This is a genomic window from Streptomyces sp. NPDC033165 (assembly GCF_055577965.1).
In genome coordinates this window covers 93,721-115,455 of the sequence record NZ_JBVIPK010000007.1, presented here as the reverse complement: position 1 = coordinate 115,455, position 21,735 = coordinate 93,721, and the positions used below count along the sequence as shown (strand labels likewise).

General features: G+C 71.8%; 19 protein-coding genes and 1 pseudogene. 10 read left to right on the top strand and 10 right to left on the bottom strand.

What is annotated here, in order from left to right; translation table 11 throughout:
* Nucleotides 1-19 precede the first annotated feature (19 nt).
* On the bottom strand, nucleotides 20-844 hold the full coding sequence (locus ACZ5WC_RS18465; protein WP_468541774.1) for an SDR family NAD(P)-dependent oxidoreductase: 825 nt from the start codon (nucleotides 842-844) through the stop codon (nucleotides 20-22).
* Nucleotides 845-889: 45 nt separating this feature from the next.
* Between ACZ5WC_RS18465 and ACZ5WC_RS18460 the strand changes: the two genes are divergently transcribed.
* Nucleotides 890-1,399 carry a nuclear transport factor 2 family protein gene (locus tag ACZ5WC_RS18460; RefSeq protein ID WP_468541773.1) on the top strand — a complete coding sequence of 170 codons (510 nt, stop codon included), beginning with the start codon at nucleotides 890-892 and terminating at the stop codon, nucleotides 1,397-1,399.
* A gap of 68 nt (nucleotides 1,400-1,467) precedes the next feature.
* On the opposite strand, the gene ACZ5WC_RS18455 is transcribed toward ACZ5WC_RS18460, so the two are convergent.
* Nucleotides 1,468-2,925, bottom strand: coding sequence for an MFS transporter (locus ACZ5WC_RS18455; protein ID WP_468541772.1), 1,458 nt, complete (start codon nucleotides 2,923-2,925; stop codon nucleotides 1,468-1,470).
* Nucleotides 2,926-3,102: 177 nt separating this feature from the next.
* On the opposite strand from ACZ5WC_RS18455, the gene ACZ5WC_RS18450 reads away from it, so the two are divergent.
* On the top strand, nucleotides 3,103-3,681 hold the full coding sequence (locus tag ACZ5WC_RS18450) for a TetR/AcrR family transcriptional regulator (RefSeq protein ID WP_468541771.1): 579 nt from the start codon (nucleotides 3,103-3,105) through the stop codon (nucleotides 3,679-3,681).
* Nucleotides 3,682-3,775: 94 nt separating this feature from the next.
* A complete protein-coding gene (locus ACZ5WC_RS18445; protein WP_468541770.1) occupies nucleotides 3,776-4,564 on the top strand; it encodes an SDR family oxidoreductase in 789 nt (262 codons plus the stop codon).
* Between the two features lies 1 nt (nucleotide 4,565).
* On the opposite strand, the gene ACZ5WC_RS18440 is transcribed toward ACZ5WC_RS18445, so the two are convergent.
* The gene (locus ACZ5WC_RS18440) at nucleotides 4,566-5,456 is read right to left on the bottom strand and encodes an LLM class F420-dependent oxidoreductase (RefSeq protein WP_468541769.1); all 891 of its coding nucleotides are present in this window, start codon (nucleotides 5,454-5,456) and stop codon (nucleotides 4,566-4,568) included.
* Nucleotides 5,457-5,504: 48 nt separating this feature from the next.
* Nucleotides 5,505-6,734: an erythromycin esterase family protein gene (locus ACZ5WC_RS18435; RefSeq protein ID WP_468541768.1), complete on the bottom strand. Its 1,230-nt coding sequence runs from the start codon at nucleotides 6,732-6,734 to the stop codon at nucleotides 5,505-5,507.
* A 75-nt stretch (nucleotides 6,735-6,809) separates the two neighbouring features.
* On the opposite strand from ACZ5WC_RS18435, the gene ACZ5WC_RS18430 reads away from it, so the two are divergent.
* Nucleotides 6,810-7,523 (top strand): TioE family transcriptional regulator, encoded by a 714-nt coding sequence (locus tag ACZ5WC_RS18430; RefSeq protein WP_468541767.1) that lies wholly within the window; start codon nucleotides 6,810-6,812, stop codon nucleotides 7,521-7,523.
* Here the strand turns inward: ACZ5WC_RS18430 and ACZ5WC_RS18425 are convergent.
* The 3 genes and pseudogenes from ACZ5WC_RS18425 to ACZ5WC_RS18415 all read right to left on the bottom strand — a co-directional run bounded on the left by ACZ5WC_RS18425 (nucleotide 7,507) and on the right by ACZ5WC_RS18415 (nucleotide 9,276).
* Entirely contained in the window at nucleotides 7,507-8,199 is a 693-nt protein-coding gene (locus tag ACZ5WC_RS18425; RefSeq protein WP_468541766.1) for a 2-phosphosulfolactate phosphatase, read from the bottom strand. The two genes, ACZ5WC_RS18430 and ACZ5WC_RS18425, sit on opposite strands and share 17 nt — an antisense overlap.
* 79 nt (nucleotides 8,200-8,278) lie before the next feature.
* Nucleotides 8,279-8,545 (bottom strand): annotated as a pseudogene (locus ACZ5WC_RS18420) (PQQ-dependent sugar dehydrogenase); the annotation flags it as partial.
* A 110-nt stretch (nucleotides 8,546-8,655) separates the two neighbouring features.
* Nucleotides 8,656-9,276: a TetR/AcrR family transcriptional regulator gene (locus ACZ5WC_RS18415; RefSeq protein ID WP_468541765.1), complete on the bottom strand. Its 621-nt coding sequence runs from the start codon at nucleotides 9,274-9,276 to the stop codon at nucleotides 8,656-8,658.
* A 170-nt stretch (nucleotides 9,277-9,446) separates the two neighbouring features.
* Here ACZ5WC_RS18415 and ACZ5WC_RS18410 point away from each other — a divergent pair, with 170 nt between their 5' ends.
* The 4 genes from ACZ5WC_RS18410 to ACZ5WC_RS18395 are packed head-to-tail and all read left to right on the top strand — an operon-like array spanning nucleotide 9,447 to nucleotide 14,290.
* On the top strand, nucleotides 9,447-10,025 hold the full coding sequence (locus ACZ5WC_RS18410) for a (2Fe-2S)-binding protein (protein ID WP_311122622.1): 579 nt from the start codon (nucleotides 9,447-9,449) through the stop codon (nucleotides 10,023-10,025).
* A complete protein-coding gene (locus ACZ5WC_RS18405) occupies nucleotides 10,022-11,014 on the top strand; it encodes an FAD binding domain-containing protein (protein WP_468541764.1) in 993 nt (330 codons plus the stop codon). The genes ACZ5WC_RS18410 and ACZ5WC_RS18405 overlap by 4 nt, the downstream gene beginning before the upstream one ends.
* On the top strand, nucleotides 11,011-13,167 hold the full coding sequence (locus ACZ5WC_RS18400) for a xanthine dehydrogenase family protein molybdopterin-binding subunit (RefSeq protein ID WP_468541763.1): 2,157 nt from the start codon (nucleotides 11,011-11,013) through the stop codon (nucleotides 13,165-13,167). Before ACZ5WC_RS18405 ends, ACZ5WC_RS18400 begins: the two co-directional genes overlap by 4 nt.
* Complete coding sequence (locus tag ACZ5WC_RS18395) at nucleotides 13,160-14,290, top strand: XdhC family protein (protein WP_468541762.1); 1,131 nt, start codon at nucleotides 13,160-13,162, stop codon at nucleotides 14,288-14,290. Before ACZ5WC_RS18400 ends, ACZ5WC_RS18395 begins: the two co-directional genes overlap by 8 nt.
* 342 nt (nucleotides 14,291-14,632) lie before the next feature.
* On the opposite strand, the gene ACZ5WC_RS18390 is transcribed toward ACZ5WC_RS18395, so the two are convergent.
* The 3 genes from ACZ5WC_RS18390 to ACZ5WC_RS18380 all read right to left on the bottom strand — a co-directional run bounded on the left by ACZ5WC_RS18390 (nucleotide 14,633) and on the right by ACZ5WC_RS18380 (nucleotide 20,006).
* Entirely contained in the window at nucleotides 14,633-15,214 is a 582-nt protein-coding gene (locus ACZ5WC_RS18390) for an N-acetylmuramoyl-L-alanine amidase (protein ID WP_468541761.1), read from the bottom strand.
* 350 nt (nucleotides 15,215-15,564) lie between these two features.
* Complete coding sequence (locus tag ACZ5WC_RS18385; protein ID WP_468541760.1) at nucleotides 15,565-16,941, bottom strand: SWIM zinc finger family protein; 1,377 nt, start codon at nucleotides 16,939-16,941, stop codon at nucleotides 15,565-15,567.
* Nucleotides 16,938-20,006: a DEAD/DEAH box helicase gene (locus ACZ5WC_RS18380; protein ID WP_468541759.1), complete on the bottom strand. Its 3,069-nt coding sequence runs from the start codon at nucleotides 20,004-20,006 to the stop codon at nucleotides 16,938-16,940. Before ACZ5WC_RS18380 ends, ACZ5WC_RS18385 begins: the two co-directional genes overlap by 4 nt.
* Before the next feature lie 282 nt (nucleotides 20,007-20,288).
* Here ACZ5WC_RS18380 and ACZ5WC_RS18375 point away from each other — a divergent pair, with 282 nt between their 5' ends.
* Nucleotides 20,289-21,371 carry a fatty acid desaturase family protein gene (locus ACZ5WC_RS18375; protein WP_468541758.1) on the top strand — a complete coding sequence of 361 codons (1,083 nt, stop codon included), beginning with the start codon at nucleotides 20,289-20,291 and terminating at the stop codon, nucleotides 21,369-21,371.
* An 80-nt stretch (nucleotides 21,372-21,451) separates the two neighbouring features.
* Nucleotides 21,452-21,634, top strand: a complete 183-nt coding sequence (locus ACZ5WC_RS18370; protein WP_096624084.1) for a hypothetical protein — start codon at nucleotides 21,452-21,454, stop codon at nucleotides 21,632-21,634.
* Nucleotides 21,635-21,735 lie beyond the last annotated feature (101 nt).

Genomic DNA, 21,735 nt, shown 5'->3' with positions numbered 1-21,735 from the left:
CGGGGCCGGGGCGGTGGTCTCAGCGTGCGAGCAGTTCCCGGGTGAGGGCGTCGAGCCGCAGTGCCTCCTGCTGGTTGAAGGACGGGAGCCGCGTGCTGAGCCGTCGGCCCTCGAAGAAGGCGCTCAGGGGTTCGGCCGGCGGGGCGTCGATGGCCGCGACGATCGGCGCGATGCCCACCTCCACCGGATTCGCGTACCGCAGCATCTCCTGGATACGGGCAGCGGTGGCCGGGTCGAACTCGCCGGCGAAGCCGGTCGCCGTACCGCCGGGGAAGTTGAGGACGTACCGGGTGCGGTAGCCGCGGTGTTCGGCGGCGAACGAGGTGCCGAGGAGGTCATTGAGCTTTCCGCCCTGGAACATCGCCGCCCAGCCGTCGTAGCCGTGCTCGAAGCCGAGGTCGTCCCAGTGGATCCCGCCCGCGTCGACGCCCGGGCCCGCCACGTTCATGATGACCGGTGCGGGCGCCTTCTCCAGGAGGCCGACCAGGCCGTACCCGAGCAGGAAGCGGCTCAGGTAGTACAACGCGAAGTTGTGTTCGAACCCCTCGGATGTGACACGGCGGTACGAACGGAAGAACCGCGCGCACAGCACCAGTGCGTCAACGACGGGAAACCGCTCCTCGATCTCCTTGACGACCCGTTCGTTCTCGCTGACGAGACTCAGGTCCGCCCGGATGAAGAAGGCCCGCTCCTCGGCGCCCAGGCCGGTCGCGGCGGCGAGGAGATTCTTCCCCTTTTCCGGGTTGGGGCCGATGACGGCAACGCGGTCCCCGCGCTTCAGATAGGTGTGGGCGAGGGCCTCCCCGATTCCGGAGGTGCCGCCTGAAATGACCATGGTCTTCATCGTCGTTCTCCCTGAGCGGTGGTGTTCTGAGTGAGAGGAAACTTCATGAGTAACGAATCGGATCTCGTCCGTACGGTGGCACTACTCACCGAGCGCGTGCGGGAGCTGGAGAGCATTCATGAACTGCAGAGGCTGCGGGCGGAGTTCCACCGCTGTCTGAACAACGCCGAATGGGATGCCCTGGGCGCCCTGTTCGCGGATGACGCACATCTGGACTACGGGGATTTTGGGCAGGCACACGGCGGTGCGGGTGTCCGTGACTTCTACAGCGCGCTCCCGAAGAAGATCCTGGAATTTCAGCGTGGTGCCTCCGAGATCTCGTTCAAGAACTTCATACAGGGGCACCAGGTGGAGATTCTCGGCATGGACGAGGCGAAGGGCGTGTCCTTCTTCGCGGAGAAGATCCGCTTCGACCGGGCGAGCGAGATCCACCAGAGCATCGGCCAGTTCACCGACACCTATGTCCGGCGGGACGGCCGTTGGTACTTCGCCAGGGTCGAGCTCGACCACTACTGGGTGGTGCCCGACAACGAGGACTGGCGCTGGCCCTGGTGATCCGCCGGAGCGCGCCGCCCCGGCCGTGATCCCCCAGGCCCCCGAGGCGCGCCTCGGGGGCCGTGCCGTCACCCGTGTGCGGTCTCCTGCTCCGGCACGGGAGCCGCCGCGGGCGACGGCTTGCGCCGGCGCAACGCGGGCAGCATGGTGACCACCCCGATCAGGGCGAAGACCAGCGGTACCACCAGCGCGAGGCGCAGGCCGTGCAGGAACGCGTCCGGAGTGTCCCCGGTATTCGCGGTGGTGACCGCGGTCACCACGCTCAGGCCGAGCGCCGGCCCGATCTGGAACGAGGTGTTCACCAGGCCGCCGGCCACGCCCTGGTCCTGCACCGAGACGCTGTCGGCCGCTGCCATGGTCAGCGGCCCGTACGCCAGCGAGAATCCGAGGCCGATCAGGAGGAAGGAGGGCAGCAGCAGAGCGCTGTAGCTGGAGTCGGCGGAGAGGAACTGGAGCAGTGCGTACGCCAGGGCGGCCGACGTCAGCCCCGCGAGGATCACCCGGTCCACCCCGAAGCGCCCGACCAGCGGCGGGGCGATCCGGGTCGAGAGCACGGCGGCGACCAGGCCGACGGGGCTCACCGCGAAGCCGGTCTCCATCGCCGACCAGCCGCGGAAGTCCTGGAGATACAGCGTCATGGTGAACAGGACACCGATCCAGGCGCCGATCAGTGCCATGGCACCGATGTTGGCGCGAATCAGCGCGGGGGCGCGCAGAATGTCCAGCCGCACGAGCGGCGAGGGGACCCTTCGCTGGATCGTGGTGAACAAGGCGAGCAAGGCCAGCGCGACCAGCAGCGACACTAGGGTGCGAGCCGAGGTCCAGCCCACCTCCGGTGCCTGGACCAGGGTGAACACCACCAGCAGCATCGTCGCGGTGATGGTCACGGCTCCGGCGATGTCGAAGTCCTTCGCGCCGCCTCGGGGGTGGGGCGAGCGTGGGATGAAGGAGAGACCGGCGAGGAACGCGATGAGACCGACCGCGGCCGGGGCGAAGAACACCCAGCGCCAGTGCAGATCGGTGAGGAGACCGCCGATGACCATGCCGAGGGCCATGCCCGTGGCGCCGGTCGCGGTGAAGATCGACAGGGCCTTGTTGCGCAGGTGGCCCTCGGCGAAGCTCGTGGTGATGATCGAGAAGCCCGCCGGGGCGCTGAACGCGGCGCCGACACCCGTGACGAATCGCGCCGCGATCAGCACGTCCCCGTTCGGGGCGGCGCCGCCGACCGCGGAGCCGACGACGAAGACCATGAGCGAGATGAGCAGCATCCGGCGGCGCCCGAAGAGGTCGGCGGCGCGCCCGCCGAGAAGGAGGAAGCCGCCGAATCCGACCACGTATCCGGTGATCACCCACTGGAGGGAACTGGTCGACATGTCGAGCGCGGAACCGATGGCCGGGAGGGCCACGCCCTTCATCGAGACGTCGAGGGCGTCGATGAATAACGCGCCGCACAGCACGCTCAGCATCGCGTAGGCCTTGGGGGTCATCGAGGTGAACAAGGCGTTCGAAGGGGGTGGGGCGGACATGGAACCTCCAGGAGAGCCGGCCGGTCGCCATGGGCGGACCGATCGGTCTGAAACGCGGACGGCCACAGCATGGCCATGCCCGGAGCGGGATGTCAACGAGCGTCGCCCACAAGGCGGACCGATCGGTCTGTTAGGGAACTCCCGTTCGGACCGATCGGTCTGATAGTCTGTGAACTCATGGCGCGCAAACCCACGTCCGACGCACACGACCGCATCCTGGATGCCGCGGCCGACCTGTTCGACCGCTACGGCGTGCACGCCGTCGGAATGCAGCAGATCATCGACGAGCTCGGCTACGGCAAGCAGCTCCTCTACCGGGAATTCGCCAGCAAGGACAAGCTGGTCGTGGCGTATCTCCAGCGCTGTACACAGGACTGGGACAGGACGCTGGAAAGCGCGGCGGAGAAGTCGAGCACGCCTGAGGAGCAGCTCGTCGAAGTGGTCCGCGCGGTGCAGACGATGGCCCCCGGAACCCGTGGTTGTTCACTGCGCAACACCCACGCCGAATTTCCCCATCCGGACCATCCCGCCCACCGGGTCTCCGTCGAACACTTCAAGACCGTGCGGGAGCAGCTCCGCGCCCTGGCCCGACAGACCTCGGCTGCGAACCCCGACCGTCTCGGCGACCGGATCATGCTGATCATCGATGGTCTCTATGCGAGCGGTTCCGTTCTCGGCGCGTCGGGTGCGGCGGCCGAGGCGGTGGATTTCGCTCGTGACGTGATTCGCTTCGAGACGTCCGTGACAGTGGGCTGAAATTCCAGAACCTGTGGTCGTCCCGCAGTGACACGGTGTGTATCCCCGGCGATACGGTGAGAGCCGTTTCAGTTGAATCCCTGAGGAGAGCATCGTGAAACAGCGCCAGCGTGTCGCGTTGATCAGTGGAGCCGGCCGTGGAATCGGTGCGGCGACCGCACGGGAATTCGGTCGGCGCGGATATCACGTGGTGGTCAACTACCGCAGCAACGCGGACACCGCGGCATCCGTCGTCGAGGCGATCGAGAAGGAAGGCGGCTCGGCCCGGGCGGTGCGGGCCGACGTCTGCGACGCGGACGAGGTCGCCGCTCTCATCGAGGGAGTGCGCGGCGAACACGGACGCATCGACGTGCTCGTCTGCAACGCCAACACCGTCAACCCCTCGTTCGCGCCGCTGGCCGAGCTCTCCTGGGAAGCCTTCGCGGACAAGGTCAACGGCGAGCTGTCAGGGGTCTTCTTCCTCAGTCAGCGCGCCCTGGCCGTGATGCGCGAGCAGCGGGCGGGCCGCATCATCTTCATATCGAGCACCGCCGCCGACTACATCGGCATGGCCGTGGCCCATTCCACGGCGAAGGCGGCCCTCAACACCTTCAGCCGCCATGTCGCGGGGGTCGGCGCGCAGTACGGCGTCACGGTGAACACTATCGCGTTCGGCGCGGTCCGCACCGAGTCCTCCGGCCAGGGCTTCAGCGAGGGCCTCCAGAAGTACCTGACGGACCGTTCCGTTCTCACCCGGCTCGTCGAGCCCGAGGACGCGGCACGGACCGTCGCACTGGTCGCCGACGACGACTTCGGGGCAGTGGCCGGTCAACTGATCCGTGTGGAAGGAGGGTACGACGTCCTCGATCAGCAACTGCACCCGTTGACCGGCCATTTCAACTGACCTACAGGTCGTTGTCGAACGCCGCCGCCAGCTCACGCCATGCGGCCCGGGGCAGGCCCGAACCGCCCTCCTCGGCGGTGAGCACCTGAAGGGCGACATGGTCGGCGCCCGCGTCGAAGTACTCCTGGGTCCGGGCCTTGACGCGGTCGGCGTCGCCGATGGCGAACAGGGCGTCCAGAAGCCGGAGGCTGCCGCCGCCCTCGAAGTCGTTCTCCGAGAACCCCAGGCGCAGCAGGTTGGCGGTGTAGTTGGGCAGCTGCAGGTACATACCCAGCATGTTCCGGGCGGTCGTGCGGGCCCGGTCGAGGTCGGTGTCGAGCACCACCGACAGCTCCGGAGCGAGCAGCGCCCGAGGCCCGAGGGCCGCGCGGGCCTCCGCCGTGTGCTCGCTGGTGACGAGATAGGGGTGGGCGCCCAGAGCCCGCCCGGCCGCGAGCTTCAGCATCTTCGGGCCGAGCGCCGCCAGCACCCTGCGGCCCGGCTCCACGGGCGGAGCGGCGGCGTCCAGCGCGTCGAGATAGGCCACCATCGCGCTGTACGGCTTCGCGTACTGCGGCACCAACGGTCCGTGGCTGACGCCCAGACCGAGGACGAACCGCCCGCGCGCGCTCGCGTCGATCGCCGCGATCCGCGCGGCCACGTCCTCGGCGGCATGGCCCCAGACGCTCAGGATGCCGGTGGCCACGGTGAGCGTACGGGTGGCGGCGACGAGGTCCGCCGCGTCGTCGGGCGAGGGGCTGCCCCCGATCCACACCGTGCCGTAGCCCAACTCCTCCAGCTCGGCCACCGCTTCGGCGATCGCCTCCCTGCCCGGGCCGTCCACCCGCGAACCGTGCAGGGCGCTGCTCCAGATACCGACCCGTCCGAATGTCTCATGCGTCACAGTAGCCATGGTGTGATCAACAGCGGTCCGCCCCCGGTATTCCCGGCCGGGGGAGTTTCATCCCCGCGACGTTCCGGACGCCTCCCCGTCCTCCGGAACGTCCTTGATGAAGACGAGACCGTCGATCCCGGCCAAGTGCCCGGGGTCCAGGGGGGAGTAGCCGAAGTAGGGGGACACGCGCCGGGCGGGGCGCGCGCTGGCGAGGGCGTCGGCCAGCCGGGGGGCGTCGAGGAGGAAGCGTTCCTCGGGGAGCGCGTGGAGCAGCCCTTCGACGGTGTCCGGCGGCGGAGTGCCCACGCCCTGGTGGCGCAGGGTGCCGAGCGCGGTGGCGAGAAACCCGTAGCGCTCACCCGGACGGGTGCTGACCAGGGCGCCGGCGCTCCACCACTCCAGCGGGAGCCCGCCCATCAGGGTGCTGCTCCGCTCGCGCTGGAGATGCCCGTTGTGGCCATGGGCCAGGGCCGGGCCCCGCTCGACGACGGCGAGAAGGTTCTCGGCCATCATCCGGTCCCGCAGGCCCATCATGCGCGCCATGCGGCTCGGCGACGCGTCGGCCATCCAGTAGTGGTACCGCAGCAGGCCCAGCGCGGTGCGACCGTACAGCGACGCCCGGTCCCTCTCCTCCCGGGACGTCGCCGTGATCAGGTCCGGCGTCTGCGCGTCGAGCAACGCCACGAGGTCATCGGCGAGGAGACGCAGGTGAACGGCCCCGTCCGACCGCCCCACGGAGCGCGCCGGGTCCGTCATCGCGGCGGCGTCGGTCCACCGGCCATCGGGACCGAGCAGGCCGTCGAGCGTCTCGGCGGAGCAGGGCAGCATGTCCGCTTCCACCTGGGCCGCGAGGTACCCGTGGAGTGCGGTGAGTGCCTGCCGGGGGCTCGCGGCGTGAGTGATCTCCACCGGACCGTCGAATCCGGCGAAGCGGACCCGGTCGGAGAGGGGGCGTCCCTGGTTGAACGTGCGCATCCAGCCGACGAGTTCGCGGTTGGCCGCGGACGCGCCCCACCCGTGGCTGAAGCCGTGCTCCATGGCCGCGTCGAGGGTGCCCGTGCCGAACGCGACGTACTCGTCCACGAGCAGTGCCATCAGGCAGTCGCTCTCGATCGCGATCGTCCGGTAGCCCTCCTGCTCCACCAGCTGCCGGAAGAGCTCGTTACGCAGACGGAGCGGGGTCTCCACGCCGTGGGTGGGCTCCCCCAGGGCGAGCAGCCGTGGCCGGGCCGGGAACAGCTTCATGACGGCGGTCGCGTCGAGAGCGTGGACGGTGTCTTTGATGTCCGAAGTCATGCACTAAACGGTATCGTTGAAGCTTCGGTGTAGACTTTTCCGCAATTCCGGCAGGCAGATGAGGGAAAGTCTCAAATGAGTAGGCAGCTGAGGCCGATCGATCTGGCGCGCGAGCACGGTCTGTCCACGCAGGCCGTCCGGAACTACGAAGCGGCGGGCATCCTTCCGCCCGCCGCCCGCACCCCTCACGGCTACCGCACCTACACCCCGCGCCACGCGGCGGCCCTGCGGGCCTTTCTCGCCCTGGCCCCCGGCCACGGCCACCGCACCGCCGCGTCGGTCATGCAGGCGGTGAACCGGGGCGAGGAGGACGAGGCGTTCCGGCTCATCGACGAGAGCCACGTCCAACTCCGCGAGGACCGTGGGACCCTGCGGGCCGTCGAGAGCGCCCTGCGCGCCCTGGAGCCGGACACGTCCCCCGCACACCCCGACGTGCCCGCCCCCGGCACGACGTACATCGGGCCGCTGGCCGCGCAGCTCGGGCTCCGGCCCGCCACGCTCCGCACGTGGGAGCGCGCGGGCCTGGTGCGCCCGCGCCGCGATCCGGCGACCGGATACCGGGTGTACGACGAGGCCGACGTCCGGGACGCCCGGCTCACCCACCAACTCCGGCGGGGCGGCTACCTCCTGGAGCAGATCGCCCCCCTGATCGCCCACGTACGGGCGGCCGGCGGGCTGCACCCGCTGGAGTCCGCCCTGCACGACTGGCACGGCAGGCTGTCCGCCCGGGGGCGCGCGATGCTGGCGGGGGCGGCCGAACTGGACGCGTACCTCAGGCGGCGGCCGTAGACGACGACGTATGCGGACGCAGAACCATGAGCGGCCCCTCCAGGGCCGCCACCATGGCGAAGGGAAACCGGTCGACCTCAAGACAGAGGGCGACGTCATCGGGATGGACTCCTTGACGCACCCCCTCGGTCAGTTCGGCGGCGGCACGTGACGCGGCGGCCCGGCGGAGGAACGGGGCCGTGTCCGTCCCGTCGTCGGTCACCCTCCGGGCGATGTACTGGGCACACGCCAGATCCTCATCGGCCCGCCCGTCCTCGCCGGTGACCACGAACGTGACACCGTCACCCCCGTGCGTCCGCAGGAGCCGAGCCGTCGACTCCGCCACCACGAAGGCGGAACACAGCACCAGCGGAGCGTCCTTGACCGCGAGGGCGCCGACCGTCCCCGCCGTGGTCTTCTGCACCACGATCCGCCCGCCGAGGTCCATGGACCTCAGCATGCCCGGGGAGTTGACGGTGTCGAACCCGGGCGCGGGCGGGCCGTCCTTGATCGCCACCCAGTCGGAGTGGCGGGACTTGAGTGCCAGGGCTTCGTCCAGCGACCCGGCGAGGACGATCTTCTCCGCCCCCTGGCCGAAGGCCCAGGCGGCCACCGTGAAAGCGCGCATGACGTCGACCACGACCGCCACGGACGGGGTTTCGGTCAGCTCGGGGATTCCGAGGAAATGAGCGTCCATCCGGTCATGATCGCGGACGCCCGGCCCGGGACGCCGGAGCAGTGATGCGTATCACCGTCCCGCGCCCCGGGAGTGCGGCTCACGGCTCAGTGATGCACGCCGGGTCGATGCGCAGGATCGCGCCGCCGATGTTGAGCACGTACAGCTCGCCGTCGCCGTCCTGCACGAACGAGATGACCTCGCCGCCGCTGACTCCGAGGTCGCCCTCGTCGGTCACCTGCCCGTTCTCCAACTTCAGAGTGCGGAGCGTCCCGTCGCAGTGGTCACTGAACACGTGGCTCTCCCGGAGCTCCGGCACAGCGTCGCCGCGGTAGACGAATCCGCCGGTGACCGAAGCGGCTTGGCCTGGACCAGTGTTACGGCCATCTGCTCGTCGCAGCAGTCCGTCCCGTGGCGGGCCGCCGAGCGGTCCGCCGCACCGGGCCGGGACCGTCCCCGGAGCCAGGCCCGGGGCGGTCACCGCCCTGGCGCCCGCGCGCGCAGTCCGTCCATCACGAAGTCCAGCAGCCGGGTGGCCCGCGGCTGCCAGTCCTCCCGCGGATCGATCTGCCACAGACCGGCGATGGCGAGAAAGAAGTCGTCCGGGGTCACCCCGGAACGGATGGTGCCCGCCTCCTCGTTGGCGCGGAGCAGCATGCCCGCGGCGTCCATCACCGGGGTGGGTCCGGGCCTCGCGGGGCCGCCCGGCGCGCTGGTGACCAGCCGGATCGCGTCCGCCAGGCCCGCCTTGGTCATGGCGAACCGGGCGAGGCGGTCCATCCACTCGCGCAGGGCCTGTTCCGGCGCGCGGGTGTCGAGCAACGCGGTCGCCGCTTCCGCCACCTGCTGCATCTCGTAGCGGTAGACCTCTAGGACGAGCGCCTCCCGATGGGGGAAGTTGCGGTAGAACGTGCCCTGTCCCACGCCCGCCTTCCTGGCGATCGTGCTGAGCGGGGCGTCCGCGCACCGCGTCAGCTCCACCATGGCCACTTGCAGGATGCGTTCGCGGTTGCGCTGGGCGTCCGAACGCAGGGGGGCGTCCTTGGGCAGGGGAGTGTCCTTCTTCGACTGGGGCACACGTCCTCCTCGCGGGTCCATGGCCGAAACCCGTCCCTTGTTAACCGGACAGCTGTCCGTTAAGTTTTCCGGGTGAGTGGACAACAGTCCGGTTAGGTCTACCTTAGCGCCGACCGCGGTCGGCGGTCACCGCCCCGGCCCGCTGCCGGCAGCCCGGTTTTCTTGTCACCAGACACCAGAGAAGGCTGATCATGGCCCCAGCTCCCTCGTCGACATCCAGTGCCATCACCCTGAACATCAATGGTGAGAAGCACCACCTGTCCGTCGACCACCGCACCACCCTGCTCGACGCCCTGCGCGAGCGCCTCGATCTCACCGGCACCAAGAAGGGCTGCGACCAAGGGCAGTGCGGCGCCTGCACCGTCCTGGTCGACCAGCGGCGCGTCGTCTCCTGCCTGAACCTGGCGGTCGCCGCCGAGGGGCGTGAGATCACCACCATCGAAGGCGTGGCCGACGGCGACGAACTGCACCCCGTCCAGCAGGCGTTCCTCGATCTCGACGGCTACCAGTGCGGCTACTGCACGCCCGGACAGATCTGCTCCGCCGTCGCCCTCATCGAGGAACACGCGGCGGGCTGGCCGAGCGCGGTCACGGACGACGTGGGTCCCGAGGCGGGCCCGCCACCGCTGACGCCGGAGGAGATCCGTGAGCGGATGAGCGGCAATCTGTGCCGCTGCGGCGCCTACGTCTCGATCGTCCAGGCCGTCGCCCGGGCCGCCGAGGCCCACGCGGACAGCCGTACGGCAGCCGCGAAGGAGGCAGCCGCATGAGGCAGTTCGGCTACCGGCGCGCCCACGACGTCACCGGCGCGGTCGCCCTCCTCGCCGCCGACCCGGACGCACGGTTCCTCGGCGGCGGCACCAACCTCGTCGACCTGATGAAGACCGGCGTCGAACGCCCCGCCCGCCTCGTCGACGTCCGCGAACTCCCGCTGGACCGCATCGAGCACACCACGGACGGCGGCCTGCGCATCGGCGCGACCGTCACCAACAGCGACCTCGCCGCCGACCCTGAAATCCGCCGCCGCTACCCGGCGTTGACCCAGGCCCTGCTGGCCGGGGCATCCGGGCAGCTGCGCAACATGGCGACCGTCGGCGGCAACCTGCTCCAGCGCACCCGCTGCGGATACTTCTCCGACGTCAGCAAGGCCTGCAACAAGCGCGTCCCGGGCAGCGGTTGCCCGGCCGTCGGCGGCGAGCACCACAACCACGCGGTACTCGGCGCCTCCGATCACTGCGTGGCCGTGCACCCCTCCGACATGGGCGTCGCCCTGACGGCCTTCGACGCCGTCGTCGCCTACGAGACCCTCGACGGACCCGGCGAGGTGCCGATCACCGACCTCTACCTCCCCGTCGGCGACACCCCGCACCGCGAAACGGCCCTGCCGCCCGGCGCGCTGATCACCCACGTCACCCTTCCGGCCGGGCCCGTCGCCGCCCGCTCCCGCTACCGCAAAGTGCGCGAACGCGCCTCGTACGCCTTCGCCATCGGCTCCGTCGCCGCCGCGCTCACCATCGAGGACGGCCGCGTACGCGAAGCGCGCCTGGCCCTCGGGGCCGTCGCCTCCCGCCCCTGGCGCGCCCGCGCCGCCGAAGCCGTCCTGACCGGCGCACCGGCCGACGGCGCGACCTTCGCCGCCGCCGCCGACGCCGAGCTCGCGGCCGCACGGCCGCTGCCCCGCAACGGATACAAGGTGACCCTCATGCGCAACCTCGTGGTCTCCGTCCTGACCGAACTCGCCGAGGGGGACGCCCGATGACGACCACCACACCCGCCTCTGCGGCGGTCCGCGGGGCCGTCGGTGTCGCCCACACCCGGGTGGAGGGCCGCGCCAAGGTCACCGGCGCGGCGCGCTACGCGGGCGAGATCCCCTTCGCCGGGCTGGCCCACGGCTGGCTGGTGCTGTCCACGATCACCCGCGGCCGGATCAGCCACGTCGAGACCGCCCCGGTGCTCGACATGCCGGGCGTGCTCACGGTCCTGCACCACGGCAACGCCCCGCGGCTGAAAACCGACTACGTCGGCCTGCTCGGCGTTCCACCGGACCCGACCGCCGCCGTCTTCCAGGACGACAGGGTGCCCCACGCGGGCTGGCCGGTGGCGCTCGTCGTCGCCGAGACGCCCGAGGAGGCCAGGGAGGCTGCCGAAGCGCTCGTCGTGACGTACGAGGAGGAGCGGCACGACACCGCACTCGTCGCCGACCACCCCGACGCCTACGCCGCGAGCGGCCACATGCCCGCGGAGACCGACAAGGGGGACCTGGAGACACAACTCGCCGCGTCCGCCGTCGTCGTGGAAGCGGAGTACACCACCCCCGAAGAGCAGCACAGCATGATGGAGCCGCACGCGGCGACCGCCCTGTGGGACGGTGGCACGCTGGAGGTCGTCGACTCCAACCAGGGCGTCAGCTGGGTCCGGAGCGAGCTGGCCACGATGTTCTCGCTCGACCCCGCCTCCGTACGGGTACGCTCCGAGCACATCGGCGGCGGCTTCGGCAGCAAGGGCCTGCGCGCCCACCAGGTGTCCGCCGTGATGGCCGCCACCGCACTGCGCCGCCCGGTACGCGTGGTGATGACCCGGCGTCAGTTGTTCTCGCTGGCCGGATACCGCAGCCCCACCACCCAGCGGATCAGGCTCGGCGCCGACCCCGACGGCCGGCTGCGCGCTCTGGAGCACCGTTCGCTGAACCAGACGTCGACCGTGTACGAGTTCGTCGAACCCGGCGCGGCCGTCGCCCGCGTGCTCTACGACGCCGACGCCCACCGCACCGTCAACCAGGTCGTACGGCTCGACGTGCCGACCCCGACCTGGATGCGCGCGCCGGGGGAGGCCCCGGGGTCGTTCGCGATGGAGACGGCCCTCGACGAGCTCGCCGAACGCTGCGGCGTCGACCCGGTCGAACTGCGTCTGCGCAACGAGCCCGAGGTCGGCCCCGTCTCCGGGCTCCCGTTCAGCAGCCGGAACCTGACGGCCTGTTTCCGCGAGGGCGCCCGCAGGTTCGGCTGGGCGGACCGCGACCCCCGTCCCGGCACGCGGCGCGACGGGCGATGGCTGCTGGGCACCGGCACGGCGGCGGGTTCCTACGGAGCCGGGGCCGCCCCTTCCACGGCCCTGCTGACGGCGGAGCCGGACGGTTCCTTCACCGTCCGGATCGCCGCCGCCGACATCGGCACCGGTGCCCGCACCGCCCTCACCCTGGTCGCCGCCGACGCCCTGGAGACCGCACCCGAACGCGTCCGGGTCCGGATCGGTGACAGCGACTTCGGCCATGCCATGATCGCCGGCGGCTCCATGGGCACCCGCTCCTGGGCCTGGGCGGTCACGGCCGCGGCAGCCGAACTGCGGGCGCGGCTCGCGCCGGGGACGAGTATCCCCCCGGAGGGGATCACCGTGCAGTCCGACACCGCGGAGGCCATCGGCGCCCTCGCCCAGAAGGAACGGCACTCCTACGGCGCCCAGTTCGCCGAGGTCGCCGTGGACGTCAGCACCGGCGAGGTGCGGGTGCGCCGGATGCTGGGCATCTTCGCGGCGGGCCGGATCGTCAACCCGCTCACCGCCCGCAACCAGCTCGTCGGCGGCATGACCTGGGGCATCTCCATGGCCCTGCACGAAGAGGCGGTCCGCGACCGGAACACCGGCGCCCACTACGCACCCGACCTCGCCGGATACCACGTGGCTGTCCACGCCGACGTCCCGGACATCGAGGCGGACTGGGTGGACGACCACGACCCGGACGACCCGGTCGGCATCAAGGGCATCGGAGAGGTCGGCATCGTGGGCGCGGCGGCGGCCGTCGCCAACGCGGTCTGGCATGCCACCGGTGTGCGCCACCGGCACCTGCCGATCCGTCCCGACCGGGTCCTGGAGGCGTCGATGCGGACCCCGGCGGACGGGGGAGCGGCGGATGCTTGACATCGCCGGCGAGCTTCACCGGTGGATGGCGGAGGGCCGGGAGTTCGCCGTCGGCACCGTCGTCTCCACCGGCGGCAGCGCGCCGCGCGGACCCGGTGCCGCCCTCGCCGTGGACCGCGCGGGCACGGTGATCGGATCGGTCTCCGGCGGCTGTGTGGAGGGCGCGGTGTACGAACTGTGCGCGGGGGCCCTCCAGGACGGCGAAGCCGTGCGCGAACGGTTCGGCTACAGCGACGAGGACGCCTTCGCGGTTGGGCTGACCTGCGGCGGGGTCGTCGACGTGATGGTCACCCCGGTCCGCGCTGACTCGCCGGACCGGGCGGTGCTGCGGGCCGCCCTCGCCGTGGCGGCCTCCGGCGCGGCCGGGGCACTCGCCCGGGTGGTCAGCGGCCCCGACGGGCTTCTGGGGCGCTCCCTGCTCGTCCGCGCCGACGGCACCCACGAGGGCGGACTCGGCGGCCACCCGGCGCTGGACCGCACGGCGGCGGCCGAGGCCCGGGCCCTGCTGGACGCCGGTCGCACCGGCACCGTCGAACTCTCCGAGGACGGGTCGCACTGCCCCGGCGGGCTCACCCTGCTCGTCGAGACCAGGGTTCCACCGCCCCGCATGATCGTCTTCGGAGCGGTCGACTTCGCCGCGGCGCTGGTGCGGGCGGGCAAGTTCCTCGGCCACCACGTGACGGTGTGCGACGCCCGGCCCGTCTTCGCCACCCCGGCCCGGTTCCCCGAGGCCGACGAAGTCGTCGTCGACTGGCCGCACCGCTATCTGCGGCGCACCCCCACCGACGCGCGCACGGTGCTGTGCGTGCTGACGCACGAGGCCCGGTTCGACGTACCGCTCCTCACGGAGGCGCTGCGGATGCCCTTCGCGTTCGTCGGCGCGATGGGCTCACGCCGCACCCACGAGGAACGGACACGACGGCTGCGTGAGGCGGGCCTGAGCGAGCGCGAACTGAACCGGCTGCGTTCGCCCATCGGCCTCGACCTCGGAGCCCGTACGCCGGAGGAGACCGCCCTGTCCATCGCGGCGGAGATCGTCGCGGCCCGGCACGGCGGCACGGGCCTGCCGCTCACCGGCGGTGCGGCGCCCATCCACCGGCATCTGTCCGGGGCGAGCGCCTGACGAGGGCGACTTCCGCGCGGGCCCCCGCGAGCCGGACGGTCAGCCCGGCAGCGTGGTGTCCGACTCGGTGGCCTCCTGCGCGGACGCAGATCCGCTCCTCGGTGAGAACCTGCTCGAACTCCGCGGCGTCCAGAACCGTCTGCGCGTGGGTGGTGCTCGGCGACGCGGCGGAGCTGCCCGTGGCAGCGTCCCGCTTGCCCTCCGACGCCGTCTGGGCGCATCCGGTACTCAGCGCGGCGGCGCATACGACGGCCCGGGCTGGCACACGGCGTGCCGCAACAGGGCTCCCCATCATCTGTGGGGTGCAGCCCATGCTGTTCAGATGCCGTTCGAGCCGCGGGTTCAGACGCGGTTGAGGAGCCGGAGGTAGCGGTCCCAGTCCCAGTGCACACCGGGGTCGGTGTGGTCGCTGCCCGGCACCTCGTGGTGGCCCACGATGTGTTCGCGGTCCTTGGGGATGCCGTGGCGTTCGCAGATGTCGGCCGTGAGCTCCGCCGAGCGCACGTACATGACGTCCGTGAAGAACTCCGGCCGGTCCACCCACCCCTCGTGCTCGATGCCGACGCTCCGGGTGTTCCAGTTCCAGTTTCCCGCGTGCCAGGCGATGTCCCGCTCGCGCACGCACTGGGCCACGTAACCGTCGCCCGAACGCACCACGTAATGGGCCGACACCTGCTTGGCCGGATCGCGGAAGATGCCCGCGGTGGGGGTGAACAACTGCTGTGCGACATGGATGACGACGCGGTCGACCCGGCGCTCGGAAGGGCGGGAGGGGACGGTGTAGTTGGCGGGAGAGGCCGGAGCCCACAGGGCGGTCGCGTAGTCCGTGACGGCATCCGGCGCCGCCACGGCCCGGACCGACGACCGCAGCGCGGCCGCCGCCGTCGCCACGGCGGCGCACTGAAGGATCCTTCTGCGGTACAACGGCACTCCAGGTGCTGGGGGGAGGGGGGCGGGGTGAGGGCGCGGGGCCTGCGGGGCCGTCGCGGCGAGGGGGCACCGCTCGCCGGTCGCTCCCCGCAGATGCAGATGACGAGCCCACCGGACCTACGGTTCCCGAGCGCCTACCCGTAGCAGCAACCGCAACGCGGGCGGCCCTGCCCCGCACTCGCCCGGCCCAGGCCGGCCCGGCGCCGGCCGCGCCCGGCTTCGGGGCCCGTGCCTTCGGGCCCGCGTTCCCGGCCCGCGCCTGGGGCCCCGCCTCCCACCCCGCGCGCTCCGGCCCTCAGGCCCCGCGCACCTCGCCCCACCCCCGTAGCCGTACGCCCGGCCGCTCAGCCCATACCGTTCGGCACTCCGCCACCGGCCCCCGCCAGCGCACTCGCCGGGTCGTCGTCCGACGGTCCGGCGGGCACCCAGCGGCCGCGCTCCTTGCGGTAGGGCCACCACCGGCCGTTGCGGTCGAACCGGAGCTGGACGTCGGCGCCCACCACCGTCCAGCGGGACCGGCCGCCTGCCCGCAGCGCCGGCCGCTCGCCCGTCTCCCAGGCCGTGGCGAGCTGGGCGCGGGCCCGCGCCAGCGCGTCCGCGTCCGGCTCCCACTCCTCCTCCAGCACGGTGAGCGCGGCGACCCCGCCGTACCGCCAGGCGTCGACCGCCGCAGCCAGCTCGGCGGGCCGCCGACCCGAGCCCGCGGAGAGCCGGGCGGCGATCCACGGTCCCGGCCGGACATCAGCGGCCAGCCGTACCGCATCCTGCCGCGGCGTCAGTTCCACCGGCAGCGGCAGGTCCCCGTGCCCCGGAACCAGCGCGTCCAGGAGCATCCGGTGGGCCCGCACCGCACTGTCCGCGGCCAGCACCTCCAGCGCCGGCGGGTCGATCCCGGGCACCGGACCGGTCTCCGTGTCCAGTGACGGCCCGGGCCCCGGTTCGGCGGGCACCGGCGGGGGAGCGGGGAGCGGCGGCAGGATCCCGTCGGCGGCGAACGCCTCACCGGCCGGAACCCCACGGACCTCCCGGCCCGCGTCCCCAGCGGTGTCCGGAGCCCAGCCGTCCGCATCCCGGGCGGCGCGGGCGGTGCTGCGCACCTGGAGTTCGTCCAGCAGCCGCCGCTCGTCGCGTCCCCGCAACAGCAGCAGTACGAACGGGTCCTCGTCCAGCAACCGTGCCACCTGGTAGCACAGCGCACCCGAATGCGGGCAGTGGTCCCAGGCCCCGCAGGTGCACTCGGGCTCCAGGTCACCGATGCCGGGCAGCAGATCGACCCCGGCGCCCGCCGCGTCCTCCACCAGGTGCGGCGGCATCTCCCGGTCCAGCAGCGCCGCGATGTGCCCGGCCCGGTCCACGGCCATGTCCAGGAACCGGTCCCACGCACCCGGGCCGAGTTGCTGCAGCAGCACGTCGCTGCGGTGGGCCGTGCCGTCCCGGTCCCGTACCACCGCCGTGATCCGGCCCGGACGTACGGAGACCGCCCCGACCCGGCCCTCCCGGGCCAGTCGCCGCCCCTTCTTGAGCTGCTCACCGTCGAGAGCCGTGTCCTCCAGGGCCTTCAGCCACGCCAGGCCCCACCAGGACGTGGCGAACCCGCGCCCCTGTGCCGGAGGCAGCGCCGCGAACGTACGCTCCGGCCCACCGCGCCCCTCCTGCGATGCCCCGTCGTCGTCCCGGTCCGATGCGTCGTAGTCGTGGTACTCGTATGCGTCGTTGCTCATCGTGCGCCCCCTCGCAGCTCGACCAGGTCGGCCAGTTCCGCATCGGTCAGTTCCGTCAGCGCCGCCTCGCCGGAGCCGAGCACCGCCTCCGCGAGGCCCTGCTTGCGGGCGAGCATCTCGGCGATCCGGTCCTCGATCGTGCCCTCGGCGATCAGCCGGTGGACCTGCACCGGCTGGGTCTGCCCGATCCGGTACGCCCGGTCCGTCGCCTGCGCCTCGACCGCCGGATTCCACCAGCGGTCGAAGTGCACGACATGACCGGCCCGGGTCAGATTGAGCCCCGTACCCGCCGCCTTGAGCGACAACAGGAACACCGGCGCCTCGCCCGCCTGGAAGAGGTTTACCATCTCCTCGCGCCGCGCCACCGGCGTACCGCCGTGCAGGAACTGCGTACGCACCCCGCGTGCGGCCAGGTGCTCCTCCAGCAGCCGGGCCATCCGCACGTACTGCGTGAACACGAGCACCGAACCCCGCTCGGCCAGGATCGTGTCCAGGAGCTCGTCCAGCAGTTCGACCTTCCCCGACCGGTCCGCGATCCTCGGCCGCTCCTCCTTGAGGTACTGCGCCGGGTGGTTGCAGATCTGCTTCAACGCCGTGAGCAGCTTCATCACGAGGCCCCGCCGTTCGAACCCGTCCGCGCCGGAGATCTCCGCCAGCGTCTCGCGCACCACCGCCTCGTACAGGCCGGTCTGTTCCGCCGTCAGCGACACCGTCCGGTCGGTCTCCGTCTTCGGCGGCAGCTCGGGCGCGATACCCGGATCGGACTTACGGCGCCGCAGCAGGAAGGGCCGCACGAGCGCGGACAGCCGTTCCGCCGCGCCCGGGTCGTTGCCGCCCTCGACGGCGGCGGCGTACCGGCTGCGGAACGTACCCAGCCGCCCGAGCAGCCCGGGGGTCGTCCAGTCGAGGATCGCCCACAGCTCAGACAGGTTGTTCTCCACCGGGGTGCCGGTGAGGGCCACGCGAGCCCGGGCGCCGATGGCCCGCAACTGCTTGGCCGTCGCCGAGTGCGGGTTCTTGACGTGCTGGGCCTCGTCGATGACGAGCATGTCCCAGGCCACCTCGGCCAGCCGGGGCGCGTCGAGCCGCATCGTGCCGTACGTCGTCAGGACGAACTCGCCGTCCACCACCCCCTTCAGGGAGCGCGACGCGCCGTGGAAGCGGCGGACGGGGGTGCCCGGGGCGAACTTCTCGATCTCCCGCTGCCAGTTGCCCATCAGGGAGGTCGGGCACACCACCAGCGTCGGCCCGGCCGCGTCCCGGTCACCCCGGCGATGCAGATGCAGCGCGATGAGCGTGATGGTCTTGCCCAGCCCCATGTCGTCGGCGAGGCAGGCCCCCAGACCCAGCGAGGTCATGGTGTTCAGCCAGTTCAGACCGCGCAGTTGATAGTCGCGCAGCGTCGCGGTGAGCGCCTCGGGCTGTCCGACCTGCCGGTGGGCGGCGGACTCCGGGTCGGCCAGCCGGTCCCGCAGCTGCCGCAGCCAGCCGGTCGCCTCCACCTCCACACGACGGCCGTCCACCTCCGCGGACCCCGTCAGCACCGCGCTCAGCGCGTCGATCGGAGTGACCTTGCGGTCCTGGGTCTCCCGGGCCCGGCGTGCCTCCTCGGGGTCGATCAGTACCCACTGGTCACGCAGCCGGACGATGGGACGGTTCGACTCGGCGAGCCGGTCGAGCTCCTCGCGGGTCAGTCTCCGGTCGCCCAGCGCGAACCGCCAGTCGAACGCCAGGAGCGCGTCGGCCGACAGGAACGAGGGCGTGTCCGCCGTGGTACGCCCCTGCCGCCCGGTCCCCGAGCCGTCGGCATCCCGGTCCGAGGATGCCGCGTCGTCCGGATTCCGGTCCGGGGACCCCGCGCCGTCGGGCCCGACCACCGCTCGCGCGGTCAGCTTTCTGGCCAGCTCCTTGGGCCAGTGCACCTGCACCCCGGCGGCGGCCAGGGCGCGCGAGGCGGAGCCCAGCAGTTCGGCGATCTCCTCATCGGCCGGTTCCACCGAGTCCGGCACCGCAGCGGAGAGCAGCGGTGCCAGCGGGGGCCAGGCGCGGGCGGCGCGCCGCAGGGTGAGGAGGGCGTCCATCCGGGCCCGCGGCCCGAACGCGGGGGCCGTCCGCGCACCACCGGCCCACACCTCGGCCGCATCGGCGACCAGGGAGGGGTCGCTGACGCTGTGGATCTGAAGCACGGCCCGGAACGCCGGAGCCTCCCCATCCGGAGCCTCCCCATCCGGAGCCTTCCCGTCCGGAGCCTCCTCGTCCGGAGCCTCACTGCCCGGAGTGTCGCCGTCCGCAGGGTCGGGCGCGTCCCCCGGTGCGCCTGCGGCCGGGGTCACTCCCGAGATCTCGATACGCAACGAGAGCCGTACGCCCGCGTCGTGACCGGCCGCCACATCGGCGGCCCAGGCCCGCCCCTCGGGCAGCCGCCGCGGTTCCGGGGCGGCGAACGCGGGGCCTGCGGCGACGAAACCGGCGGCCGGAGTACGGGGCATCGTGTCGGCCACGGCATCGAGGAACGCCCGCAACAGCCCCTCCGGTTCGGGCAGCAGCGGTTCGTCGGCGGTCCCTTCGGGGGTCCGCGCGCCACCTTCGTGCGGGAGCGGGGTCGCGTGCGCGCTCGGGGGCATCGACGCGGCCAGTTCCCGGAGCCGTTCGAGGTCCTCGGCGCTGAGCGGGCCGATTCGCCAGGCGTCGTGGTCGGTGGGGCTCAGCCCCGGCAGCAGCAGGCCGCGTGCGACGAACTGGAGCGCCAGAAGCCCGGCGGCGCCCCAGAAGGCGACGGACGGGGATGCCTGGGCGCCGGCGCGCGCCCGGGTCAGCACCGGCAGAGCGTCCCCTACGGGAAGGTACAGGGCCGTGACAGTGTGGCGGCGCAGGTCGGCTCCGACAACGGTCAGATCCGAAACGGCCGGCTCCGACGAGATCCCGGGAGCGGCGGGAAGGGTGCTGCCGTCCGGGTTCCAGAACCCGATCCGGCCGGCACGGGCCGGATCCGCCGGGACGAAGACCGCAGAGCAGCGGGACAGTTCGGTGACCTCGGAGGGCGTTGCCGCAGGGTGCCTGTGCACAGCGATGTCGAATTCCTCAAATTTGACTAGTGGGTCAGGGTCGCCGAGGGTACTCCACCCTGCGCGGCAGCGGGCCGCTCCGATATGTGATCCGTGTCACTTCTGTGGGGTGGTCTCGGTCGAGGGTGCAGCCAGCACCACCCTGCGGCACGGGGCCTGCCCCAGGGGAATCAGGGGGATGGCGCCATGGCTGCCGCGCACCTCTGATCCGTACGTTCGAGAGGTCAGCTGATGCGTACGTTCTACGAGGTCGGCGCAGAGGTTCCAGAGACCGGAGACTCCATGCCCCAGGCGACAGCCACCGCTACAGACGCCGCCGCGGCCACCGCCACGGCGCTCAGCGTCGCCTCCACGCCTTCATCCCGCCGGTCGGCCGCCGGGAGCGACTTCGCGCCCCTGCTGCGTGCGGTGAAGGGCCAGGGCCTGCTGGAGCGCCGCCCCGGCCGGTACGCGCTGGGGATCGCCGCCAATCTGACGGCCCTGGGGTCGGTGGTCACCGCCCTCGTCCTGGTGGGCGACAGCTGGTGGAGCCTGTTCCTCGCCCTGCCGCTGGCCGTCCTGTGGGCCCGTACGGCGTTCATCGCCCATGACGCGGGACATGCGCAGATAGCCGGTGACCGCAGGACGAGCAGGCTGATCGGCCTCGTGCACGCCAATCTGCTCCTCGGCATGAACGAAGCGTGGTGGAACGACAAGCATGTACGCCACCACGCCCACCCCAATCACATCGAGAAGGACCCCGATGTCGGTGTCGGCGCGCTGGTCTGGACCCAGAAGCAGGCGGCCCAGCGAGAGGGATTCGCCCGCTGGCTCACCCGCAACCAGGCCCGGCTGTTCTTCCCGATGCTGCTGCTCGAAGGCATCGCCTTGAAGATCTACGGGTTCCAGTTCCTGCGCCGCCAGCCCGCCCGGGAGCGGGCGCTCGCGGCCCTGCTGCTGATCGCGCACGTCACCCTGTACGCGACGCTGCTGCTGAGCGCGTTGTCCCCGGGCAAGGCGGTCGTATTCGCCCTTCTGCTGCACGCGGTGTTCGGTCTCCACCTGGGCCTGGCGTTCGCCCCCAACCACAAGGGCATGGAGATGCCCGACCCCGACGGGGAGCGCTGGGGTCACCTCCAGCGGCAGGTCCTGACCTCGCGGAACGTCCGCGGCGCGGTGCTGACCGACTGGTTCCTGGGCGGGCTGAACTACCAGATCGAGCACCACCTCTTCCCGAGCATGCCCCGGCCCCACCTCAGGCTGGCCCAGCCGCTGGTCCAGGCGCACTGCGGGAGCATAGGTATGCCGTATGCGGAGACCGGTCTGATCGAGTCCTACCGCCAGGCCCTGGCGCACATGCATGACGTCGGTGAGCCGCTGCGATGACGGGCCCGGCGGGGAACGGAAGGACGCGCGGACGCGTTCACACAACAGGAGCGGCGCCGGCCGCGAAGGAGGCGTGGACCATGACGAATGGTGCGAAGGTCGCTATCGGGGGAGTTCTCGCGGCGGCCATCCTGTGGCCCCTGATCGGATTCTGGTGGGCCCTGCTGATCGTGATCGGGGTCCCCGTGGCGGGCTATCTGCTACTGGACCCGTCGCAGCGGCGCAGGCTCCGCAGGATCAACCGCAAGGAAATCGGCCGCTGAGGTCCGGCCCGGTCGGGGCCGGTTGTGGAGGGGGGGGGGGGGGGGGGGGGGGGGGGGGGGGGGGGGGGAGGGGGGGGGGGGGGGTGGGGGGGGTTGGTGGT